The 16,207-nt window shown below is 31.5% G+C and carries 14 protein-coding genes; 8 read left to right on the top strand and 6 right to left on the bottom strand.

Features of this window, described 5'->3' with window-relative positions:
- Positions 1-81 precede the first annotated feature (81 nt).
- Complete coding sequence (locus tag ACNG5D_RS12450) at positions 82-1,041, top strand: tetratricopeptide repeat protein (RefSeq protein WP_418183851.1); 960 nt, start codon at positions 82-84, stop codon at positions 1,039-1,041.
- On the opposite strand, the gene rsmG is transcribed toward ACNG5D_RS12450, so the two are convergent.
- The gene (gene rsmG / locus ACNG5D_RS12445) at positions 1,042-1,671 is read right to left on the bottom strand and encodes a 16S rRNA (guanine(527)-N(7))-methyltransferase RsmG (RefSeq protein WP_418183850.1); all 630 of its coding nucleotides are present in this window, start codon (positions 1,669-1,671) and stop codon (positions 1,042-1,044) included.
- A 235-nt stretch (positions 1,672-1,906) separates the two neighbouring features.
- Between rsmG and ACNG5D_RS12440 the strand changes: the two genes are divergently transcribed.
- Both ACNG5D_RS12440 and ACNG5D_RS12435 read left to right on the top strand, forming a co-directional pair.
- Positions 1,907-3,001, top strand: a complete 1,095-nt coding sequence (locus ACNG5D_RS12440) for a fatty acid desaturase family protein (protein ID WP_418183849.1) — start codon at positions 1,907-1,909, stop codon at positions 2,999-3,001.
- A gap of 35 nt (positions 3,002-3,036) precedes the next feature.
- Positions 3,037-4,221: a pyridoxal phosphate-dependent aminotransferase gene (locus ACNG5D_RS12435; RefSeq protein ID WP_418183848.1), complete on the top strand. Its 1,185-nt coding sequence runs from the start codon at positions 3,037-3,039 to the stop codon at positions 4,219-4,221.
- 87 nt (positions 4,222-4,308) lie between these two features.
- Here the strand turns inward: ACNG5D_RS12435 and ACNG5D_RS12430 are convergent, their stop codons facing one another.
- The 3 genes from ACNG5D_RS12430 to trkA form a co-directional block, all read right to left on the bottom strand.
- Positions 4,309-4,563, bottom strand: coding sequence for a hypothetical protein (locus ACNG5D_RS12430; RefSeq protein ID WP_418183847.1), 255 nt, complete (start codon positions 4,561-4,563; stop codon positions 4,309-4,311).
- A gap of 221 nt (positions 4,564-4,784) precedes the next feature.
- The gene (locus ACNG5D_RS12425; protein WP_418183846.1) at positions 4,785-6,278 is read right to left on the bottom strand and encodes a TrkH family potassium uptake protein; all 1,494 of its coding nucleotides are present in this window, start codon (positions 6,276-6,278) and stop codon (positions 4,785-4,787) included.
- Between the two features lies 1 nt (position 6,279).
- Positions 6,280-7,629 (bottom strand): Trk system potassium transporter TrkA, encoded by a 1,350-nt coding sequence (gene trkA, locus ACNG5D_RS12420; protein ID WP_418183845.1) that lies wholly within the window; start codon positions 7,627-7,629, stop codon positions 6,280-6,282.
- A gap of 138 nt (positions 7,630-7,767) precedes the next feature.
- On the opposite strand from trkA, the gene ubiE reads away from it, so the two are divergent.
- Both ubiE and porT read left to right on the top strand, forming a co-directional pair.
- Positions 7,768-8,493, top strand: coding sequence for a bifunctional demethylmenaquinone methyltransferase/2-methoxy-6-polyprenyl-1,4-benzoquinol methylase UbiE (ubiE, locus tag ACNG5D_RS12415; RefSeq protein WP_418183844.1), 726 nt, complete (start codon positions 7,768-7,770; stop codon positions 8,491-8,493).
- A gap of 4 nt (positions 8,494-8,497) precedes the next feature.
- Positions 8,498-9,229, top strand: coding sequence for a type IX secretion/gliding motility protein PorT/SprT (gene porT / locus ACNG5D_RS12410; RefSeq protein WP_418183843.1), 732 nt, complete (start codon positions 8,498-8,500; stop codon positions 9,227-9,229).
- A 3-nt stretch (positions 9,230-9,232) separates the two neighbouring features.
- Here the strand turns inward: porT and ACNG5D_RS12405 are convergent, their stop codons facing one another.
- Positions 9,233-9,949, bottom strand: coding sequence for a TrmH family RNA methyltransferase (locus ACNG5D_RS12405; RefSeq protein ID WP_418183842.1), 717 nt, complete (start codon positions 9,947-9,949; stop codon positions 9,233-9,235).
- A gap of 117 nt (positions 9,950-10,066) precedes the next feature.
- Between ACNG5D_RS12405 and tamL the strand changes: the two genes are divergently transcribed.
- The 3 genes from tamL (at position 10,067) to accD (ending at position 14,971) form a co-directional block, all read left to right on the top strand.
- Entirely contained in the window at positions 10,067-12,595 is a 2,529-nt protein-coding gene (gene tamL / locus ACNG5D_RS12400; RefSeq protein ID WP_418183841.1) for a translocation and assembly module lipoprotein TamL, read from the top strand.
- Between the two features lie 138 nt (positions 12,596-12,733).
- Positions 12,734-13,801, top strand: coding sequence for a class II fructose-bisphosphate aldolase (gene fbaA / locus ACNG5D_RS12395; protein ID WP_418183840.1), 1,068 nt, complete (start codon positions 12,734-12,736; stop codon positions 13,799-13,801).
- Positions 13,802-14,113: 312 nt separating this feature from the next.
- Positions 14,114-14,971, top strand: a complete 858-nt coding sequence (gene accD, locus ACNG5D_RS12390) for an acetyl-CoA carboxylase, carboxyltransferase subunit beta (protein ID WP_418183839.1) — start codon at positions 14,114-14,116, stop codon at positions 14,969-14,971.
- Between the two features lie 78 nt (positions 14,972-15,049).
- Here accD and ACNG5D_RS12385 read toward each other — a convergent pair whose 3' ends face one another.
- Complete coding sequence (locus tag ACNG5D_RS12385) at positions 15,050-16,159, bottom strand: sensor histidine kinase (RefSeq protein WP_418183838.1); 1,110 nt, start codon at positions 16,157-16,159, stop codon at positions 15,050-15,052.
- Between the last annotated feature and the right edge of the window lie 48 nt (positions 16,160-16,207).

Raw genomic sequence — 16,207 nt, 5'->3', positions numbered from 1 at the left:
AAGTACTAATCCTTTTTAGTATAAAAAATATGATTAACTTTAATTTTTAATTATGGCATATTTTTTGATAATTTATAATTAATGAAAAAACTATCTCTTCTCCTTATTTTAATCTTTCCTTTGCTTGCTATAAGTCAAGTAAAAAAAATTTATAGGAAAGCCCTTAGAACCACAGATTTAAATGAAAAAATAACATTACTTAATCAAGTTATTGAAGAAGACCCTAAAAACTTAGACGCCTATTTTTACAGAGCTTTAGCCAAAAACGACTTAGGCGAATACCATAGCGCTATTGTAGATTACTCTAAAATTATAGTTGAAGAACCAGATGCTGATACCTATTATAATAGAGGAAACTCTAAATACAGTATAAAAGATTTTGTAGGAGCAAAACAAGATTATGCAAAAGCATTAATGCTAGACGATAGTTTTATTGATGCTTTATACAGCTTAGCCTGCACTAAACTAGATTTAGCAGAATACGAAAATGCTATTAAAGATTTCTCTAAAGTCATTAAAAAAGTTCCAGACAACTCCAACACCTATATATTAAGAGCTACTGCTTATAAAGCCATAGAACAATTTAAAGATGCATTAACAGATTACTCTACAGCTATTTTAATAAATCCAAGTGCAAACAACTATTTTAATAGAGGTGCTTTTTTAGTAGATATTAAATATTATAAAGAAGCACATTCTGATTTAACAAAAGCTATAAAATTAAATAAAAATAATGCCTTTGCTTATTTTTATCGAGGCGCTTCTAGTTTACTACTAGGCACTTACACCAATGCTATAGCAGATTTTACTGAAGCCATAAAATTTGACACTATGGATTTTGATGCTTATTTAGGCTTAGCCATAGCATACTATAAAACAAACGACATAGCACTTGCTAAGTTAAATTTTAAAAGAGCAAACGCTATACTTATTCCAAGTAACGCCATCTCTTCTATAGAACAATATAATAATACATTTTGGTTTCACAATCAGTATTTCTACTTCAACAATGCCCTAAATAGTTTAGTAAAAATGAAATAGCTAACCTTTATATTTCATTGGTAGGTGAACCACTTTTTTTGTTTCGTAAAAATCTTCTTCAAAATAATCGCTTAAATTATAAATTGTGGTTGTTTTATAATCTTTAAGCTCTTCTGTAAGATCGCCTCCTTTTAGATATAAGATACCGTTTTTAAGCTCGTGGTTTTGTTGTTTTGCTATTTTCCCTTTTACCCAATGCACAAATGTTGGCATTGCTGCAACTGCTCTACTTACTATAAAATCATATTTTTCATCAATTGCTTCTACTCTACTGTGAGTCGTTTTTACATTTGTTAGTCCTAATCCAGTTGTAACCTCATCAACAACTTTTAACTTTTTAGCAATACTATCTACCAAATGAAACGAGCTATCTGGAAACAAAATAGCTAAAGGTATACCTGGAAAACCTCCTCCTGTACCAACATCAAGAATTTTAGTTCCTGCTTTAAAACTTAAAACTTTTGCTATCCCTAAGGCATGTAACACATGGCGTAAGTACAGCTCGTCAATATCTTTCCTAGAAACAACATTTATTTTCAAGTTCCAATCTTGATATAAGGATTCTAGTTTTTCAAATTTATCAATTTGATCTTCAGTAAGGTTAGGAAAATACTTTAAAATAAGTTTCATAAAACAACTAATATTTCATTTAATATATATTGATACCATATTTACATCACTCCTTATTATTAAAATAAAGATTTTAGTAATACATATCGCATCAATGTTAAATTTTCAACAAAAATATGCTTTTCGCATACATTTTTTTACATAAAAACGTTCTTTGTTGCGTTGGATAATACATATCTTTGCCCTTAGATTTGTATAAACCTATTTTATAGCAATCTAGATTAAACTAAATATTATGAATAAGCAAGCCCTTTCATTTTCAAGAAAAGATCCTGCAAAATTTTTTAAAACCTTAAATAAACGTGTTAACGATTACTTTAAGGAGAACAATATAAAGCGAACTGGTAATTGGAAGCTATATACCAAAGCTATTATAATGTTTGCATTACTAATAGTTCCGGTAGTTTTAATTTTAACTATTAATTTACCTGCTTGGGCACAAATATTAGGTATGGTAATTGTTGGCATTGGTATGGCCGGAGTTGGCATGAATGTTATGCACGATGCAAACCATGGCTCGTTTTCTAGTAAAAAATGGGTAAACAAATTAATGGGAAGCAGTATTTACATTTTAGCAGGAAACGACTATAATTGGAAAGTACAACACAACGTATTGCATCACACATATACTAATATTCAAGGCCACGATGAAGATATTGATGCTGGAAGAATTATTAGATTTTCAAAGCACGCTAAATGGTTTAAATTTCATAAATATCAAAAATATTACGCCTTCTTTTTGTATGGTTTATTAACAGCAAATTGGGCTATTACTACCGATTTTACACAAACATACAAATACCTTAAAAGAAAATTAGCTTATGGCAAAATGCCACATCCGGCAACGCAATGGACTAAACTTATTATAGGTAAAATTGTATACTACTCTATTTGGGTAGTACTTCCTTTATCATTAGGTTTTGCATGGTGGGAAGTTTTAATTGGCTTTTTTGTTATGCACTATACCGCTGGTATTATATTAAGTGTAATTTTTCAATTAGCTCATGTTATGCCAAATACCGAAATGCCTTTACCCGATAAAGAAGGGAACATGAAAAATACTTGGGCTATTCACCAATTATTTACAACATCAAACTTTTCTCCTAAAAGCTGGTTAGTTGGGTTTTATACTGGTGGGCTAAATAGGCAAGTAGAACACCATTTATTTGCTAACATAAGTCATATTCATTACTCTAAAATAGCAAAAATAGTTAAAGAAACAGCTCAAGAATTTAGTTTACCATACAACGAATACAACACCTTTATACAAGCTGTAGCAGAACATTACAATCAATTAAAAATACTTGGTAAAAAACCTAGTATTGCTTAAAACATATACTTACTTTTCAAAATAAATAACCACAAATGCAATTACTATCCGATAGAATTTTAAACATGGCTACGTCTGCCACTTTAGCAATGGCAGCAAAAGCAAGAGAACTTAGAGGTGAAGGAAAAGATATTATTGGCCTAAGTTTAGGAGAGCCAGACTTTAATACACCAGACTTTATTAAAGAAGCAGCTATCCAAGCTGTTAATGATAATTACAACTCGTACACACCGGTAGATGGTTATGGCGAATTAAAAGATGCCATTATTACAAAATTTAAGCGCGATAATAATTTAACTTATACACCATCTCAAATTGTTGTTTCTACAGGTGCAAAACAATGTTTAGCAAATGTTGCAGGTGTAATGCTTAACGAAGGGGATGAAGTGCTTTTACCTTGCCCTTACTGGGTAAGCTATTCTGATATTGTAAAACTTTACGACGGGGTTCCTGTTGAAGTAAAAACATCTATCGATACAGATTTTAAAATGACTCCAGAGCAACTTGAAGCTGCTATTACGCCCAAAACAAAAATGGTTTGGTTTAGCTCGCCTTGTAACCCAAGTGGTTCTGTTTATAGTAAAACAGAGCTAAGAGCTTTGGCCGATGTATTAGTAAAACACCCAAATATTTATGTTGTTTCTGATGAAATTTATGAGCACATAAACTACGGTCAAGGCCATGCTAGTATGGCAGAATTTGAAGACATGTATAACAACACCATTACTGTAAACGGCGTATCTAAAGCTTTTGCTATGACTGGTTGGCGTATTGGATATATTGGCGCTCCAGAAAAAATCGCTAGAGCTTGTAACAAATTACAAGGACAAATGACTAGTGGTGCCAACTGTATAGCACAACGTGCTGTAATTACAGCTTTAAACGAACCACCTTCTCGTGTTCAATATATGATCGATGAGTTTAAAGAACGTCGTGATTTAATACTAGGTTTAGTAAACAATATTGAAGGCTTTAAAGCAAATACTCCAGATGGTGCTTTTTATATCTTCCCAGATGTAACACATTTCTTTGGAAAAACTTTACGAGGAAAGAAAATAAATAATGCTACCGATTTTTCTTTATACTTATTAGAAGAAGCCCTTGTAGCTACTGTAACTGGTGAAGCTTTTGGAAATCCAAACTGTATTAGAATTTCTTATGCTGCCTCTCAAGAACAAATTATTGAAGCTATAAAACGTATAAAAGAAGTTGTTAGTTAATAAACAAAAACTTTAATATTATAAAAAGCTACTATTTTATTTTAGTAGCTTTTTCTTTTTTAAAGACTCCTATTTAACGCTAAAAAATTAATTAAAAATTAAAAGAATAGCTGTTAAAAATACGGATAACTTTAATGATGTTTCCATAATACAACTTGTAGCATAGCCTCTACTCTTAATTTGCTGTCTTAAATTAAAAATTGATGCTGCCTTATTCGCTTTAAAATTAGATTTAACCACCTGCTTATATCGAGATGTTAAAAACCCTGACGGCTTATTAATTAAATCTTCTTTTTGTTTAGTTACGTTTTTAACTTTTTTGGTTGATAATACTAATTCCATGATTGATGATTTTTAATACCGAAAACAAAATCGGTATATGTTGGTTATATAATACAGACGAATGACACGAAAAAATGTAACACACTAAATCATGAAAATCAACCAACTAATAAAAAAAACTCACTTTAAAAACAATAAAAAAACGCCGTATAAACTAAGAAACATTACAACACGCATCATATTAATACGATTAATAAAAAATTAAAAATACAATAGTGAATTTATCTATTTCGCCAGAAAAAAGGGGTAAATAAGATAAGAACAGTAAATAACTCTAAACGCCCTATAAGCATTAAAAAAGAAGCCCACCATTTACCTAAAGGCGGTAATGCTGCATAATTATTTACAGGACCAAAATCGCCTAAAGCAGGACCTACGTTACCCAAAGTAGAGGCCGCCAAACCTATTGCCGATTTAAAATCTAAACCAAACATTGAAAAAACTAAAGACCCAATAATAAACGATAACATATATAAAATAAAAAAGCCAAGAATATTAAATACAATATCGCCAGAAATGGCTCTTTTATTATAACGAACAGGAACTATTGCACTTGGATGAAGCGTACGCTTAAACTCTAAAAAACCATTTTTAATTAATATTAAATGACGAACAACTTTTACCCCTCCAGATGTACTTCCTGCCGAGCCTCCTAAAAACATAAGACCGAAAAAGAAAACTACTAAAAAGGGTGTCCATAACGTATAATCTGCCGTTACGAATCCTGTTGTTGTGACAACAGAAATAACTTGAAATAATGCATGCCTAAACGCACTTTCAGCCTGTCCCCAAACCATTGGATGTGCTATTGAAGAAGCCGACACATCTGCTCTAAAATAAATTATAACCGATGCTATTATTGTAAAAATGGCAATAAACTTAAAGTACAATTTAAACTCTTCATCATGTATAACCTTTTGCACTTTCCCTTTAAAAGCAAAATAACTTAGCACAAAATTTGTACCAGCTAAAAACATAAAAAGAATAATAATATACTGGATAATAGGCTTATTATTCCAATAAGCAACACTTGCATTTTTTGTAGAAAAACCACCTGTAGACAAAGTACATAAGGCATGATTTATAGCATCAAAAAACGACATTCCTGCAACACTTAGCAATAAAGTTTCTGCAGCAGTATAACCAAAATATATTAGCCATAAACGTTTAGCTGTATCTGTAATTCTTGGGTGTAGTTTGTCGGCACTAGGTCCAGGAGCTTCGGCTGCAAAAAGCTGCATACCTCCAATGCCCAGCAAAGGCAATATAGCTATTGCCAATACAATAATTCCCATACCTCCAATCCAATGGGTTAAACTTCTCCAAAACAACACGCCTTTTGGCACAGCTTCTATATCGTTTAAAATAGAAGCTCCAGTTGTGGTGTAACCAGACATAGTTTCGAAAAAAGCATTTGTAAAGCTAGGTATACTTTCTGTAAAAACATATGGTAAAGCACCAGACAAAGACATAATAATCCAGCCAAAGCTAACCACTATATAGCCTTCACGCTTATTCATCTCTTTATTATGCTTTTTTGTAAATAGCATAGCAATAACCCCAACTATTAAAGTTGCAATTCCTGCTAAAAATATTTGAAAGGTAACACCATCTTTATAAATTAAACTTATTAAGGCAGATAGTAACATGAAACCACCGTTAAACAATAACAGAAGTCCTAAAAAATGAAAAATGATTTTGTAGTTTAATTTCATCTTAACGGAATAATTTTTCAACACCTTTTATAGACTGTAATAAACTACAAACTACAACCCTATCGCCTTCCTGTATTTTAAAATCGCCTAAAGCAATAACACCTTCTCCATTTCTAACCACACCTCCAATAATTGCAGACCTAGGAAAATCAATGTTTTTTATGTATTTATTACAAATTGATGATGTTGCTTTAACCTCAAACTCTAACAACTCGGCATTCATGTTACTTAATTTTGTCATAGCAACAACCTCGCCTTTACGAATGTATCTAAATATATTATTTGCTGCTAACAGCTTTTTATTTATTAGTGTCTCTATACCTACAGAGTGAGAAAGCTCAAAATAATCCATATTTTCAACCAAGGCTACAGTTTTTTTTACGCCTTTAGATTTTGCAACTAAACAAGACATGATGTTGGTTTCAGAGTTTGCTCCTACTGCTATAAAGGCATCCATGTCGCATATATTTTCTTCATCAAGTACATCTACATTTCTACCGTCACTTTGTATTACTAACACGTTAGGCAAATCGTCGGCAATATCAAATGCACGTTCTTTGTTAGCTTCAAAAAGCTTCACATTAAACCCTTTTGCACTTAAATCTCTTGCTGTTTTGTATCCTATTTGGCTTCCAGATAAAATCATAACATTTTTCATTTCGCTATTAGATTTTCCTGTAAGCTTACACAGTTCTTCTCCGCCACCTTCAGAGGTAATAAACACAACATTATCGCCTCTTTTAAATTCGGTATCTCCTCTTGGTATAATGGTATACTGTGTTCCAAAACGCTGAATGGCTATGGGTACAAAGTGTAATTCTGGAAAAATTCTAGCTGCATCTTTAACGGTTTTTCCAACAAACGATGCAGAGCTTGAAAGTGTTAATCCAACCATAGTTAATGCGCCTTCTTCAAACTCGTAAGTATCATTAAAGGACGATTGTTTTAGCGATAATTCTATTTCGGCTGCGGCTAAAGATTCTGGCGATATTAACTCATCTATTCCAAATTTAGTAAACCCTACTTCATCTTTATGATGAATAAATTCTGTATTGCTTATTCTGGCAATGGTTTTTTTAGCGCCCAATTGTTTAGCTAAAACACAAATAGTAATGTTTGTGGTTTCGCTTGCTGTAACTGCTATAAATAAATCGCAATTATCTACATGTGCTTCTTTTAAAATGGCTATCGAGGTTGAATCTCCTCTTATAACTTTTATATCTAGGTGCGTGTCTGCATAAGCTAAACTCTCTTTATCTGTGTCTATTAAAGTAATCTCTTGAGATTCGTAAGACAGCAATTTGGCTAAATGAAATCCTACTTCACCAGCTCCAGCAATAATAATTTTCATTGTTTATTTATCATAAAAAGTACCACAAAGATACTATAAATTAGATATTTCATCATAACTTCAATTCAATATAATTATTTATACTCCTGTTATGTAATACTTTTGTAAAAGATTATCTTTGCTGAAAATTTTTAAGATTTGTCAAAAATAAAGCCTTACAAAAACAGCGACTTAGGAAAAAAGGAGCAAGTAACAAAAATGTTTGATACCATTTCTGGAGATTACGATGGTTTAAACCGTGTTATCTCTTTCGGGATAGATGTTAAATGGCGCAAAAAAGTGGTTAATTTGATTAAAGAAACTAACCCAGACTCTATTTTAGATATTGCTACAGGAACTGGCGATTTAGCCATTAACCTTGCCCAAACCAGCGCAACCAAAATTATTGGTTTAGATATTAGCAGCGGAATGTTAGAAATAGGAAAGCAAAAAATTTTAAAAAGGGCTTTAAACAATACAATAGAAATGGTTTTAGGTGATTCTGAAAACATGCCTTTTGATGATAACTCGTTTGATGCTATAACCGTTGCTTTTGGTGTTAGAAACTTTGAAAACCTAGAAAATGGCTTAAAAGAAATTTACAGAGTTCTAAAACCAAACGGTACTTTTGTAATTTTAGAAACATCTATGCCTACTAAAACACCATATAAACAAGGTTATAATTTTTACACAAAAAACATATTACCATTAATAGGAAAGGTTTTTTCTAAAGACAGAAGTGCGTATAAATACTTATGCGAGTCTGCTTCTGTTTTTCCTTTTGGAGAAGCTTTAAACAATATTTTACGTAATATTGGGTTTATAAATGTTGAAGATTTTCCACAAACATTTGGTGTGGCAACAATTTATAAATCGTCTAAGTAACTTTATGAAGTATTTTCTTGCATTAATATCATTTTTATTTATCATTAAAACCTCTAATGCTCAACTATTTAAAAAAGAAAAAGTGAGTTATGATGCCAACCAAGGTAGAGGCTCTACAGATAACAATTTATTACGTTGGGGTTATTATTTAGGTATTAATAACTACGATTTTAATTTTGATTATAATGAAGATTTACGCGATATATATGTAAAAAAAAGCCCCGGTTTTAGCGTAGGTTTAATTGGTAATTTACGAGTAAATAAATTTATTGATGTACGCTTAGAACCAGGTTTATTAATAACCACAAGAGAACTTTATTATAGCCAAGAATGGTTTGAAGGTGTGCCAGATGTTAAAGCATCAGATTTAGTTAGAGAGGTAAAATCTACATACATCCATATTCCGCTTTTATTAAAACTTTCAACAAAACGCATTAATAATTTTAAACCCTTTATTGTTGGAGGGGTTTCAACAGCATTAAACTTATCGAGTAACGAGAATAACCCAGAAGACAATAATAATGGGCAATTTAGAACCACCAAAAACTCTATTTTTTACGAACTAGGTTTTGGTATAGACTTTTATTTTTACAATTTTAAATTCACACCTTCTATACGCGGGCTTTTTGGTATTAACGACGAACTCGTTAGAGATGAAGACCCGAATAGTCCCTGGACCTCGAACATTGCGGGCATGCAAACTCGTGGTGTATTTATTAATTTTACTTTTCAGTAAAACTTACCTTCTAAACTCACTTAATAATATAGCTGTTGCAGTAGCTACATTTAAACTTTCGGTAACTTGTAAAGCTCCAAACCGAGGGATTGATATTTTTTCTGTTACAACAGCTTCAACCGCTTTTGTTACACCATTAGCCTCGTTACCCATTACTAAAATTCCGTTTTTAGGCAACTCTTTTCTATAAACATTCTCGCCTTCCATAAAAGCTCCAAAAACAGGCAAATCGCTTGCTTTTAAAAAAGGTACCAAATCTACATAACTAATATTAACTCTAGTTATAGAGCCCATAGTAGCCTGTATAACTTTAGGGTTAAAGCAATCGACAGTTTCGTTACTACAAACCAAATCTGTTACACCAAACCAATCGCACAACCTTATTATAGTGCCTAAGTTACCCGGATCTCTAACCGCATCAAGCGCTATAACCAACCCCGATTTACCAATGGGTTTAGGTTTCGGAATTTTAAAAATAGCTAAAGCCTTATTAGGCGTTGTTAAAAAACTAATACGTTTTAAATCCGTTTCAGATATTAACACCTCATTTTTGGCATTAATATTGAACGACTCTGTTGTATATAATTTATTAAGCTCTAAATTAGATTGCAAAAGTTCTGTTATTGTTTTAACACCTTCAACAACAAAAAAACCCTCTTGCTGCCTATATTTTTTTTGCTTTAAACGCGTTATTATTTTTATTTGACTTTTAGAAAGCATTTATAAATTTTATGTTTAAATAATGTATTTTTGAACCGAATATTAAACATTCTAGTTACAAACTTACAAATACTGTTTTCTTTTAAAGTCTAAAACTTAAATTAACTATAATTTCTTTTGAAAAAACCACTCTTATACATATTAGTTTTAATATTATTTACCAGCATTTTTCTCTCTTGTAATGCTGTAAAAAGAGTAGCCGAAGATGAATATTTACTTAATAAAACATCGGTTATAGTTAATAACGAAAAAAACAATGCCGAAATAATTAACAACTTATTGTACCAAAAACCCAACAGAAAAATTTTAGGTATTCCTTTAAGATTACACATTTATAATACGGCTAGAAAAAATAGAGACTCACTTTTCGAGGCATGGCTAGATAAAAAACCAAACCGCAGGACTCGTTTAGAAAAAAAGTATTCTAAAAAACAAATAAACAAACTAAAAAACTCTGCCATAGGGTTTAATAATTGGTTAAAAAAAACTGGAGAAGCACCAACCATAGTTAATAATGAAAAAACTAAACGTTCTGTAAAACGTCTTGAAGATTATTATGTAAACAATGGCTGGTTTAATGTTAAAGCAAATTACAATATTGAAAAAAATGATAAAAAGCGTGCAGAAATAACATACAATGTTAATACTGGACCTGCCTTTTTAATTGATTCTATATCAAAAAACATAAAATCTCCAGTAGTTGATTCGTTATATCTAAATATTCAAAAAAATGCATTAATTAAAAAAGGAGAGCAATATAAAACTACTAATTTTGAGCAAGAACGCGATAGAATTTCTAACGAATTAAGAAACTTAGGAGTTTACCATTTCAACCAAGATTATATAACTTTTGAAATGGATACCATTGGCACAAACAAAAAGGTTAATGTAGGTCTTAAAATTCAAGATAGAGCTATAAGAACTTTAGATTCGGTACGACGAGAACCATTTAAAATATATAAAATTAGCGATGTTAATATAATTACCGATTATACTTTTGAGAACCGCAACAAACCCTTTCAAGACTCTATCTCTTACGGTAGTTATAAACTGTACAGTTATGGCAAAATGCGCTACCGCCCAAAAGCAATAACCGATGCTGTTTTTATTACACCCGGAAAAGTTTTTAGAGATATAGACCGAACAAGAACCTATAGATATTTAAATGAATTACGCACATTTAAATACCCTAATATAGAATATACTGAAAATCCAAACTATACACTAAGCGACACTATAAGATTAACACCATTAAAAAAGTTTAGCCTAGGGTTTAGTGCAGATGTATCTAAAAGTAATATCCAAACCATTGGCTTTTCGCTAAACCCTAGTTTACAAATAAGAAACGTTTTTGGTGGCGCAGAAACCCTCGAAATATCTGGAATAGCTTCTATTGGAGCATCGGATGATTTAAGAGAAGACAACGATCCTTTTTTCGACATAAACGAATACGGCGCCGATTTAAAATTAACAATACCAAGAATATTTTCTCCGTTTTATACCGAAAACATCATACCAAAATACATGTCGCCTAGCACCAGAATAGGCTTAGCTACCACCAGCCAGACCAACATTGGCCTAGACAAACAAACCATTAGCGGAAACTTTAGCTACAATTGGTACCCAAACAAAAAAGTTACAAACAGGCTAGATTTATTTAACGTTCAATACGTAAGAAACCTGAAAACCGAAAACTATTTTAAAATTTACGACAACTCATTTAATGCTTTAAACGAAATTGCTAAAAACATAAATTACATTAATAATACTGATGATAATTTAAGCATACCCGAAGGTGCCAATCAATTTATAAGTTACGTTTTAGGCACTCCTACTCCAACAGAAATCTCATCAGCTCAACTGCAAACAGTAAATAACATTAACGAGCGTAAAACCCGATTAACAGAAAACAACCTTATTTTATCGTCTGCCTTTAGTTTTACAGAAGACAATAGAGTTAATTTATTTGATAACGATTTTTCAATATTTCGCTTTAAATTAGAACTTGCAGGAAACCTATTAGCTAGTACATCGAAACTATTAGGACTAAAAAAAGACACCGACGAACGATACCAATTATTAGATGTTGCTTTTTCGCAATATGTAAAAACAGAACTTGATTATATAAAACACTGGGATTTAGGCAAAAAAAATGTACTTGCAACAAGAGCATTTTTTGGCATTGCTATTCCTTACGGAAACTCAAACAGCATACCCTTTGCTAAAAGTTTTTTTGGTGGCGGACCAAACGATAACCGAGCATGGTCTGCATATAACCTAGGCCCTGGAAGTTCTGAAACCACTAACGAATTTAATGAAGCCAACCTTAAAATTGCATTAAGCGCAGAACAACGCTTTAATTTATTTGGCGATTTAAACGGAGCCATTTTTGTTGATGCCGGAAATATTTGGAATGTTTTAGATAATGTAGAAGATGATAGAGCTACTTTTTCTGGGCTAAATTCGTTAAAAGACATAGCCATAGGCTCCGGACTTGGCCTACGATACGATTTTAGCTTTTTTGTTTTTAGGTTCGATGTTGGATTTAAAACCTACGACCCTTCATACCGAGAAAAAAACAGATGGTTTAATAATTACAACTTTGCCAATGCCGTTTATAATATTGGTATTAACTATCCTTTTTAGCAGTAATTTACACTTAAATTTACTATAACGTTTTAGTGTTATTTTATAGTTTTCAAACTATAAAACACCTCTTGATTATCTAAAATTTGATTACTTTTGGTATTAACTATTTACTAAATCATATTTTAAATAAAAAAAATGGGACACAACATAAAACCAGGAGTAGCTACAGGCAAAGAAGTTCAAGAAATTTTTAACCACGCAAAAGCGAACAATTATGCTTTACCAGCAGTTAACGTAATAGGATCAGACACTATAAATGGTGTTTTAGAAACTGCTAGAGATTTAAATGCCCCAGTAATTATACAGTTCTCTAATGGAGGCGCTCAATTTAATGCAGGTAAAGGCTTAAGTAACGATGGCCAAAAAGCAGCTATAGCTGGTGCCATTGCAGGTGCAAAACATGTACATACTCTATCCGAAGCTTATGGTGTTCCAGTAATTTTACATACAGACCATTGTGCAAAAAAACTATTACCTTGGATTGATGGTTTATTAGACGCTAGCGAGGTACATTACAAAGAAACTGGTAAATCATTATTCAGTTCTCACATGATTGACCTTTCTGAAGAACCTTTAGAAGAAAACATAGAAATCTGTAAGCAATACTTAGAAAGAATGTCTAAAATGGGCATGACTCTAGAAATAGAATTAGGTATAACAGGAGGTGAAGAAGATGGCGTTGACAATACCGATGTTGATGATTCTAAACTATACACACAACCAGAAGAAGTAGCCTACGCCTATGAAGAATTAAGCAAAGTAAGCGACCAATTTACAATTGCAGCAGCTTTTGGGAACGTACACGGTGTTTATAAGCCAGGAAACGTAAAACTAACTCCAAAAATTTTAAAAAATTCTCAAGAGTTTATTTCAGAAAAATATGGTGTTGAGCATAATCATATAGATTTTGTATTCCACGGCGGATCTGGTTCTACAGTTGAAGAAATTAGAGAAGGTATTAGCTATGGTGTAATAAAAATGAATATCGACACCGATTTACAATATGCTTTTATGAGTGGTATTAGAGATTATATGGGAAGTAAATCTGAATATTTAAAATCTCAAATTGGAAACCCTGATGGTGATGATTCTCCAAACAAGAAATTCTACGACCCTAGAGTTTGGTTACGCGAAGGCGAAAAAACGTTTGTAACTAGACTAAAAAAGGCATTTGAAGACTTAAATAATGTAAACACCTTATAATTAATAAGGACTTATATTACAAATATAAAAAAAAGACTCTGCAAAACACAGAGTCTTTTTTTGTTTAAACACTAAAAAACAGTATTTTACAATTATTAAACTAATAAAATTAGTAGCGCATTACCTCAAAAATAAAAAAAGGTTTAATTTTGTGCCCACGTTTTTGTTAAACACTTTTTATTTAAAAATAAAAACAATAATAACAAATACATTAGTAACCCTAAGAAGTGTTTTCGGTAATTCGAAAACTTAAAGTCTAAAATAGTAAACCAATCCGAGTATTAATTCAAGGATTTAAAACAATAAAGTAATATGTCTTGGTTTAAAAGAAAAACAAAAGGAATAACAACAAAAACCGAAGAGAAAAAAGACACCCCTAAAGGGCTGTGGTATAAATCTCCAACAGGTAAAATTGTTGATACAGAAGAATTAGAACAAAATTTTTATGTAAGTCCTGAAGATGGCTACCATGTTAGAATAGGAAGTAAAGAGTATTTCGAAATACTTTTTGATGATAATAAATTTAAAGAATTAGACGTTAATTTAGAATCGAAAGATCCTCTAAAATTTGAGGACACAAAAAAATATCCAGAACGTTTAAAATCTGCTCAAGACAAAACAAAACTTAAAGACGCCGTTAGAACTGCTGTTGGAAAATCTAAAGGAAAAGATCTTGTAGTAGCCTGTATGGATTTTGCTTTTATTGGCGGCTCTATGGGAAGTGTTGTAGGAGAAAAAATTGCTCGAGCAGCAGATTATGCCTTAAAAAACAAACTACCATTAATGGTTATTTCTAAATCTGGGGGCGCTAGAATGATGGAAGCTGCTTTATCTTTAATGCAATTAGCTAAAACATCTGTAAAACTTGCTCAATTAGCAGATGCTGGGCTACCTTACATATCGCTATGTACAGATCCAACAACAGGTGGTACAACCGCATCATTTGCTATGTTAGGCGATATTAATATAAGCGAACCTGGAGCTTTAATTGGTTTTGCAGGGCCAAGAATTGTAAGAGATACTACTGGTAAAGAACTACCTGAAGGATTCCAAACTTCGGAGTTTTTGTTAGAACATGGCTTTTTAGATTTTATAACCTTACGTAAAGATTTAAAAAACAAAGTAAATCAATATTTAGATTTAATATTAAATGAGCCTTTAAGAGCTTAATTATGCTTAAACTATAGTTTTAATAAAACCTTGATAGGCGCCCATTAATAAAGGAGACTATCAAGGTTTTTTTGTTTTCTATCCTGCCTTATGCAACTTAAAATAAATTAAAAACTCAGTACCAACGCCTACCTTACTTCTTAGTTCTATTTTTCCTCCTAAAGATTCTATTTGGTTTTTTGTTATAAATAACCCTACACCTCTAGAATCTTTATTTTTATGAAATGTTTGATAAAGTGAAAACACTTTTTCCCCATACATTTCTAAATCTATACCCAAACCATTATCTTTTACACTTAAAACTACGTACTTATTTTCTAACTTGGTTGTTAACTCTATATGGCAAGAACGATTTTTTGCTTTATACTTTATAGCATTAGTTAATAAATTAAGTAGTATACTATCTAAATAAGCTTCAATCCCTAAAACAAACAGTTGTTTATCTATTTTATTTTCAATTAAGCAATGGTTATTTTTTGCTAAAGATTTAACAACATACATAGCTTTTACCGAGAAATTATGTAAGTTAAGCGCTTTTAATTCTGTTTTATCAAATCTAGAAAACTTTGCTATTTCGGTTAAATGAATTACCGTTTCTTGCAGATTACTTATAGCTTGTTTTAAAGACACAAAAGACTCATTTGTATTTGTTTCGGCAATTTCATCTTCAACAAACCCTGTTAAAGTCATTAAATTAGAAGAATGTGTTCTTAAATTATGGGTTATTATTCTTGAAAAATTTAAAAGTCTTTCATTTTGTTCTTTTACAACACTAGCAATTATCTTTTTTTCTTCGTTTTTCTCCTTTTGCGCGGTAATGTCTTGAACTTGAGAAATAAAATATTTAGGCGCCTGGTTTTTATCTCTTACTAAAGATACCGATAGCTGAGCCCACACCATATTGCCATTTTTTTTAAAATAGCGTTTTTGCATTTTATAACTTACAATCTTACCGCCTAATAGCTTATTTAATTTTCTTAAATCAACTTTCAAATCATCTCTGTGTGTAATGTCTTGAAACGTTAATTTTAAAAGTTCGGCTTCAGTATAACCTAGTAAACTACATAGGCTATTACTAACAACAAGCCATTTTCCGTCTAGGCCAACAATAGCAATTCCGTGGTAAGCATGTTTAAAAATTTCAGGTAATAAATTTGAATCTAAGGCATCTGCAATTATTTCTTTCATGTAAAAATATAAGAAAAATTTTACTATAAATATAGTAAAAAAATTACA

The organism is Algibacter ulvanivorans, assembly GCF_048381495.1.
Taxonomy (GTDB): domain Bacteria; phylum Bacteroidota; class Bacteroidia; order Flavobacteriales; family Flavobacteriaceae; genus Algibacter_B; species Algibacter_B ulvanivorans.
This window is presented reverse-complemented; position numbering and strand designations above follow the sequence as displayed.

What these genes read in the sequence shown, in the direction of transcription:
- fbaA (WP_418183840.1), top strand. Translation starts at nt 12,734, where the DNA reads ATGGGACACAACATAAAACCAGGAGTAGCTACAGGCAAAGAAGTTCAA.
- ACNG5D_RS12405 (WP_418183842.1), bottom strand. Translation starts at nt 9,949, where the DNA reads ATGCTTTCTAAAAGTCAAATAAAAATAATAACGCGTTTAAAGCAAAAA.
- ACNG5D_RS12435 (WP_418183848.1), top strand. Translation starts at nt 3,037, where the DNA reads ATGCAATTACTATCCGATAGAATTTTAAACATGGCTACGTCTGCCACT.
- ACNG5D_RS12450 (WP_418183851.1), top strand. Translation starts at nt 82, where the DNA reads ATGAAAAAACTATCTCTTCTCCTTATTTTAATCTTTCCTTTGCTTGCT.
- ACNG5D_RS12425 (WP_418183846.1), bottom strand. Translation starts at nt 6,278, where the DNA reads ATGAAATTAAACTACAAAATCATTTTTCATTTTTTAGGACTTCTGTTA.
- porT (WP_418183843.1), top strand. Translation starts at nt 8,498, where the DNA reads ATGAAGTATTTTCTTGCATTAATATCATTTTTATTTATCATTAAAACC.
- ACNG5D_RS12385 (WP_418183838.1), bottom strand. Translation starts at nt 16,159, where the DNA reads ATGAAAGAAATAATTGCAGATGCCTTAGATTCAAATTTATTACCTGAA.
- rsmG (WP_418183850.1), bottom strand. Translation starts at nt 1,671, where the DNA reads ATGAAACTTATTTTAAAGTATTTTCCTAACCTTACTGAAGATCAAATT.
- ACNG5D_RS12440 (WP_418183849.1), top strand. Translation starts at nt 1,907, where the DNA reads ATGAATAAGCAAGCCCTTTCATTTTCAAGAAAAGATCCTGCAAAATTT.
- ACNG5D_RS12430 (WP_418183847.1), bottom strand. Translation starts at nt 4,563, where the DNA reads ATGGAATTAGTATTATCAACCAAAAAAGTTAAAAACGTAACTAAACAA.
- trkA (WP_418183845.1), bottom strand. Translation starts at nt 7,629, where the DNA reads ATGAAAATTATTATTGCTGGAGCTGGTGAAGTAGGATTTCATTTAGCC.
- accD (WP_418183839.1), top strand. Translation starts at nt 14,114, where the DNA reads ATGTCTTGGTTTAAAAGAAAAACAAAAGGAATAACAACAAAAACCGAA.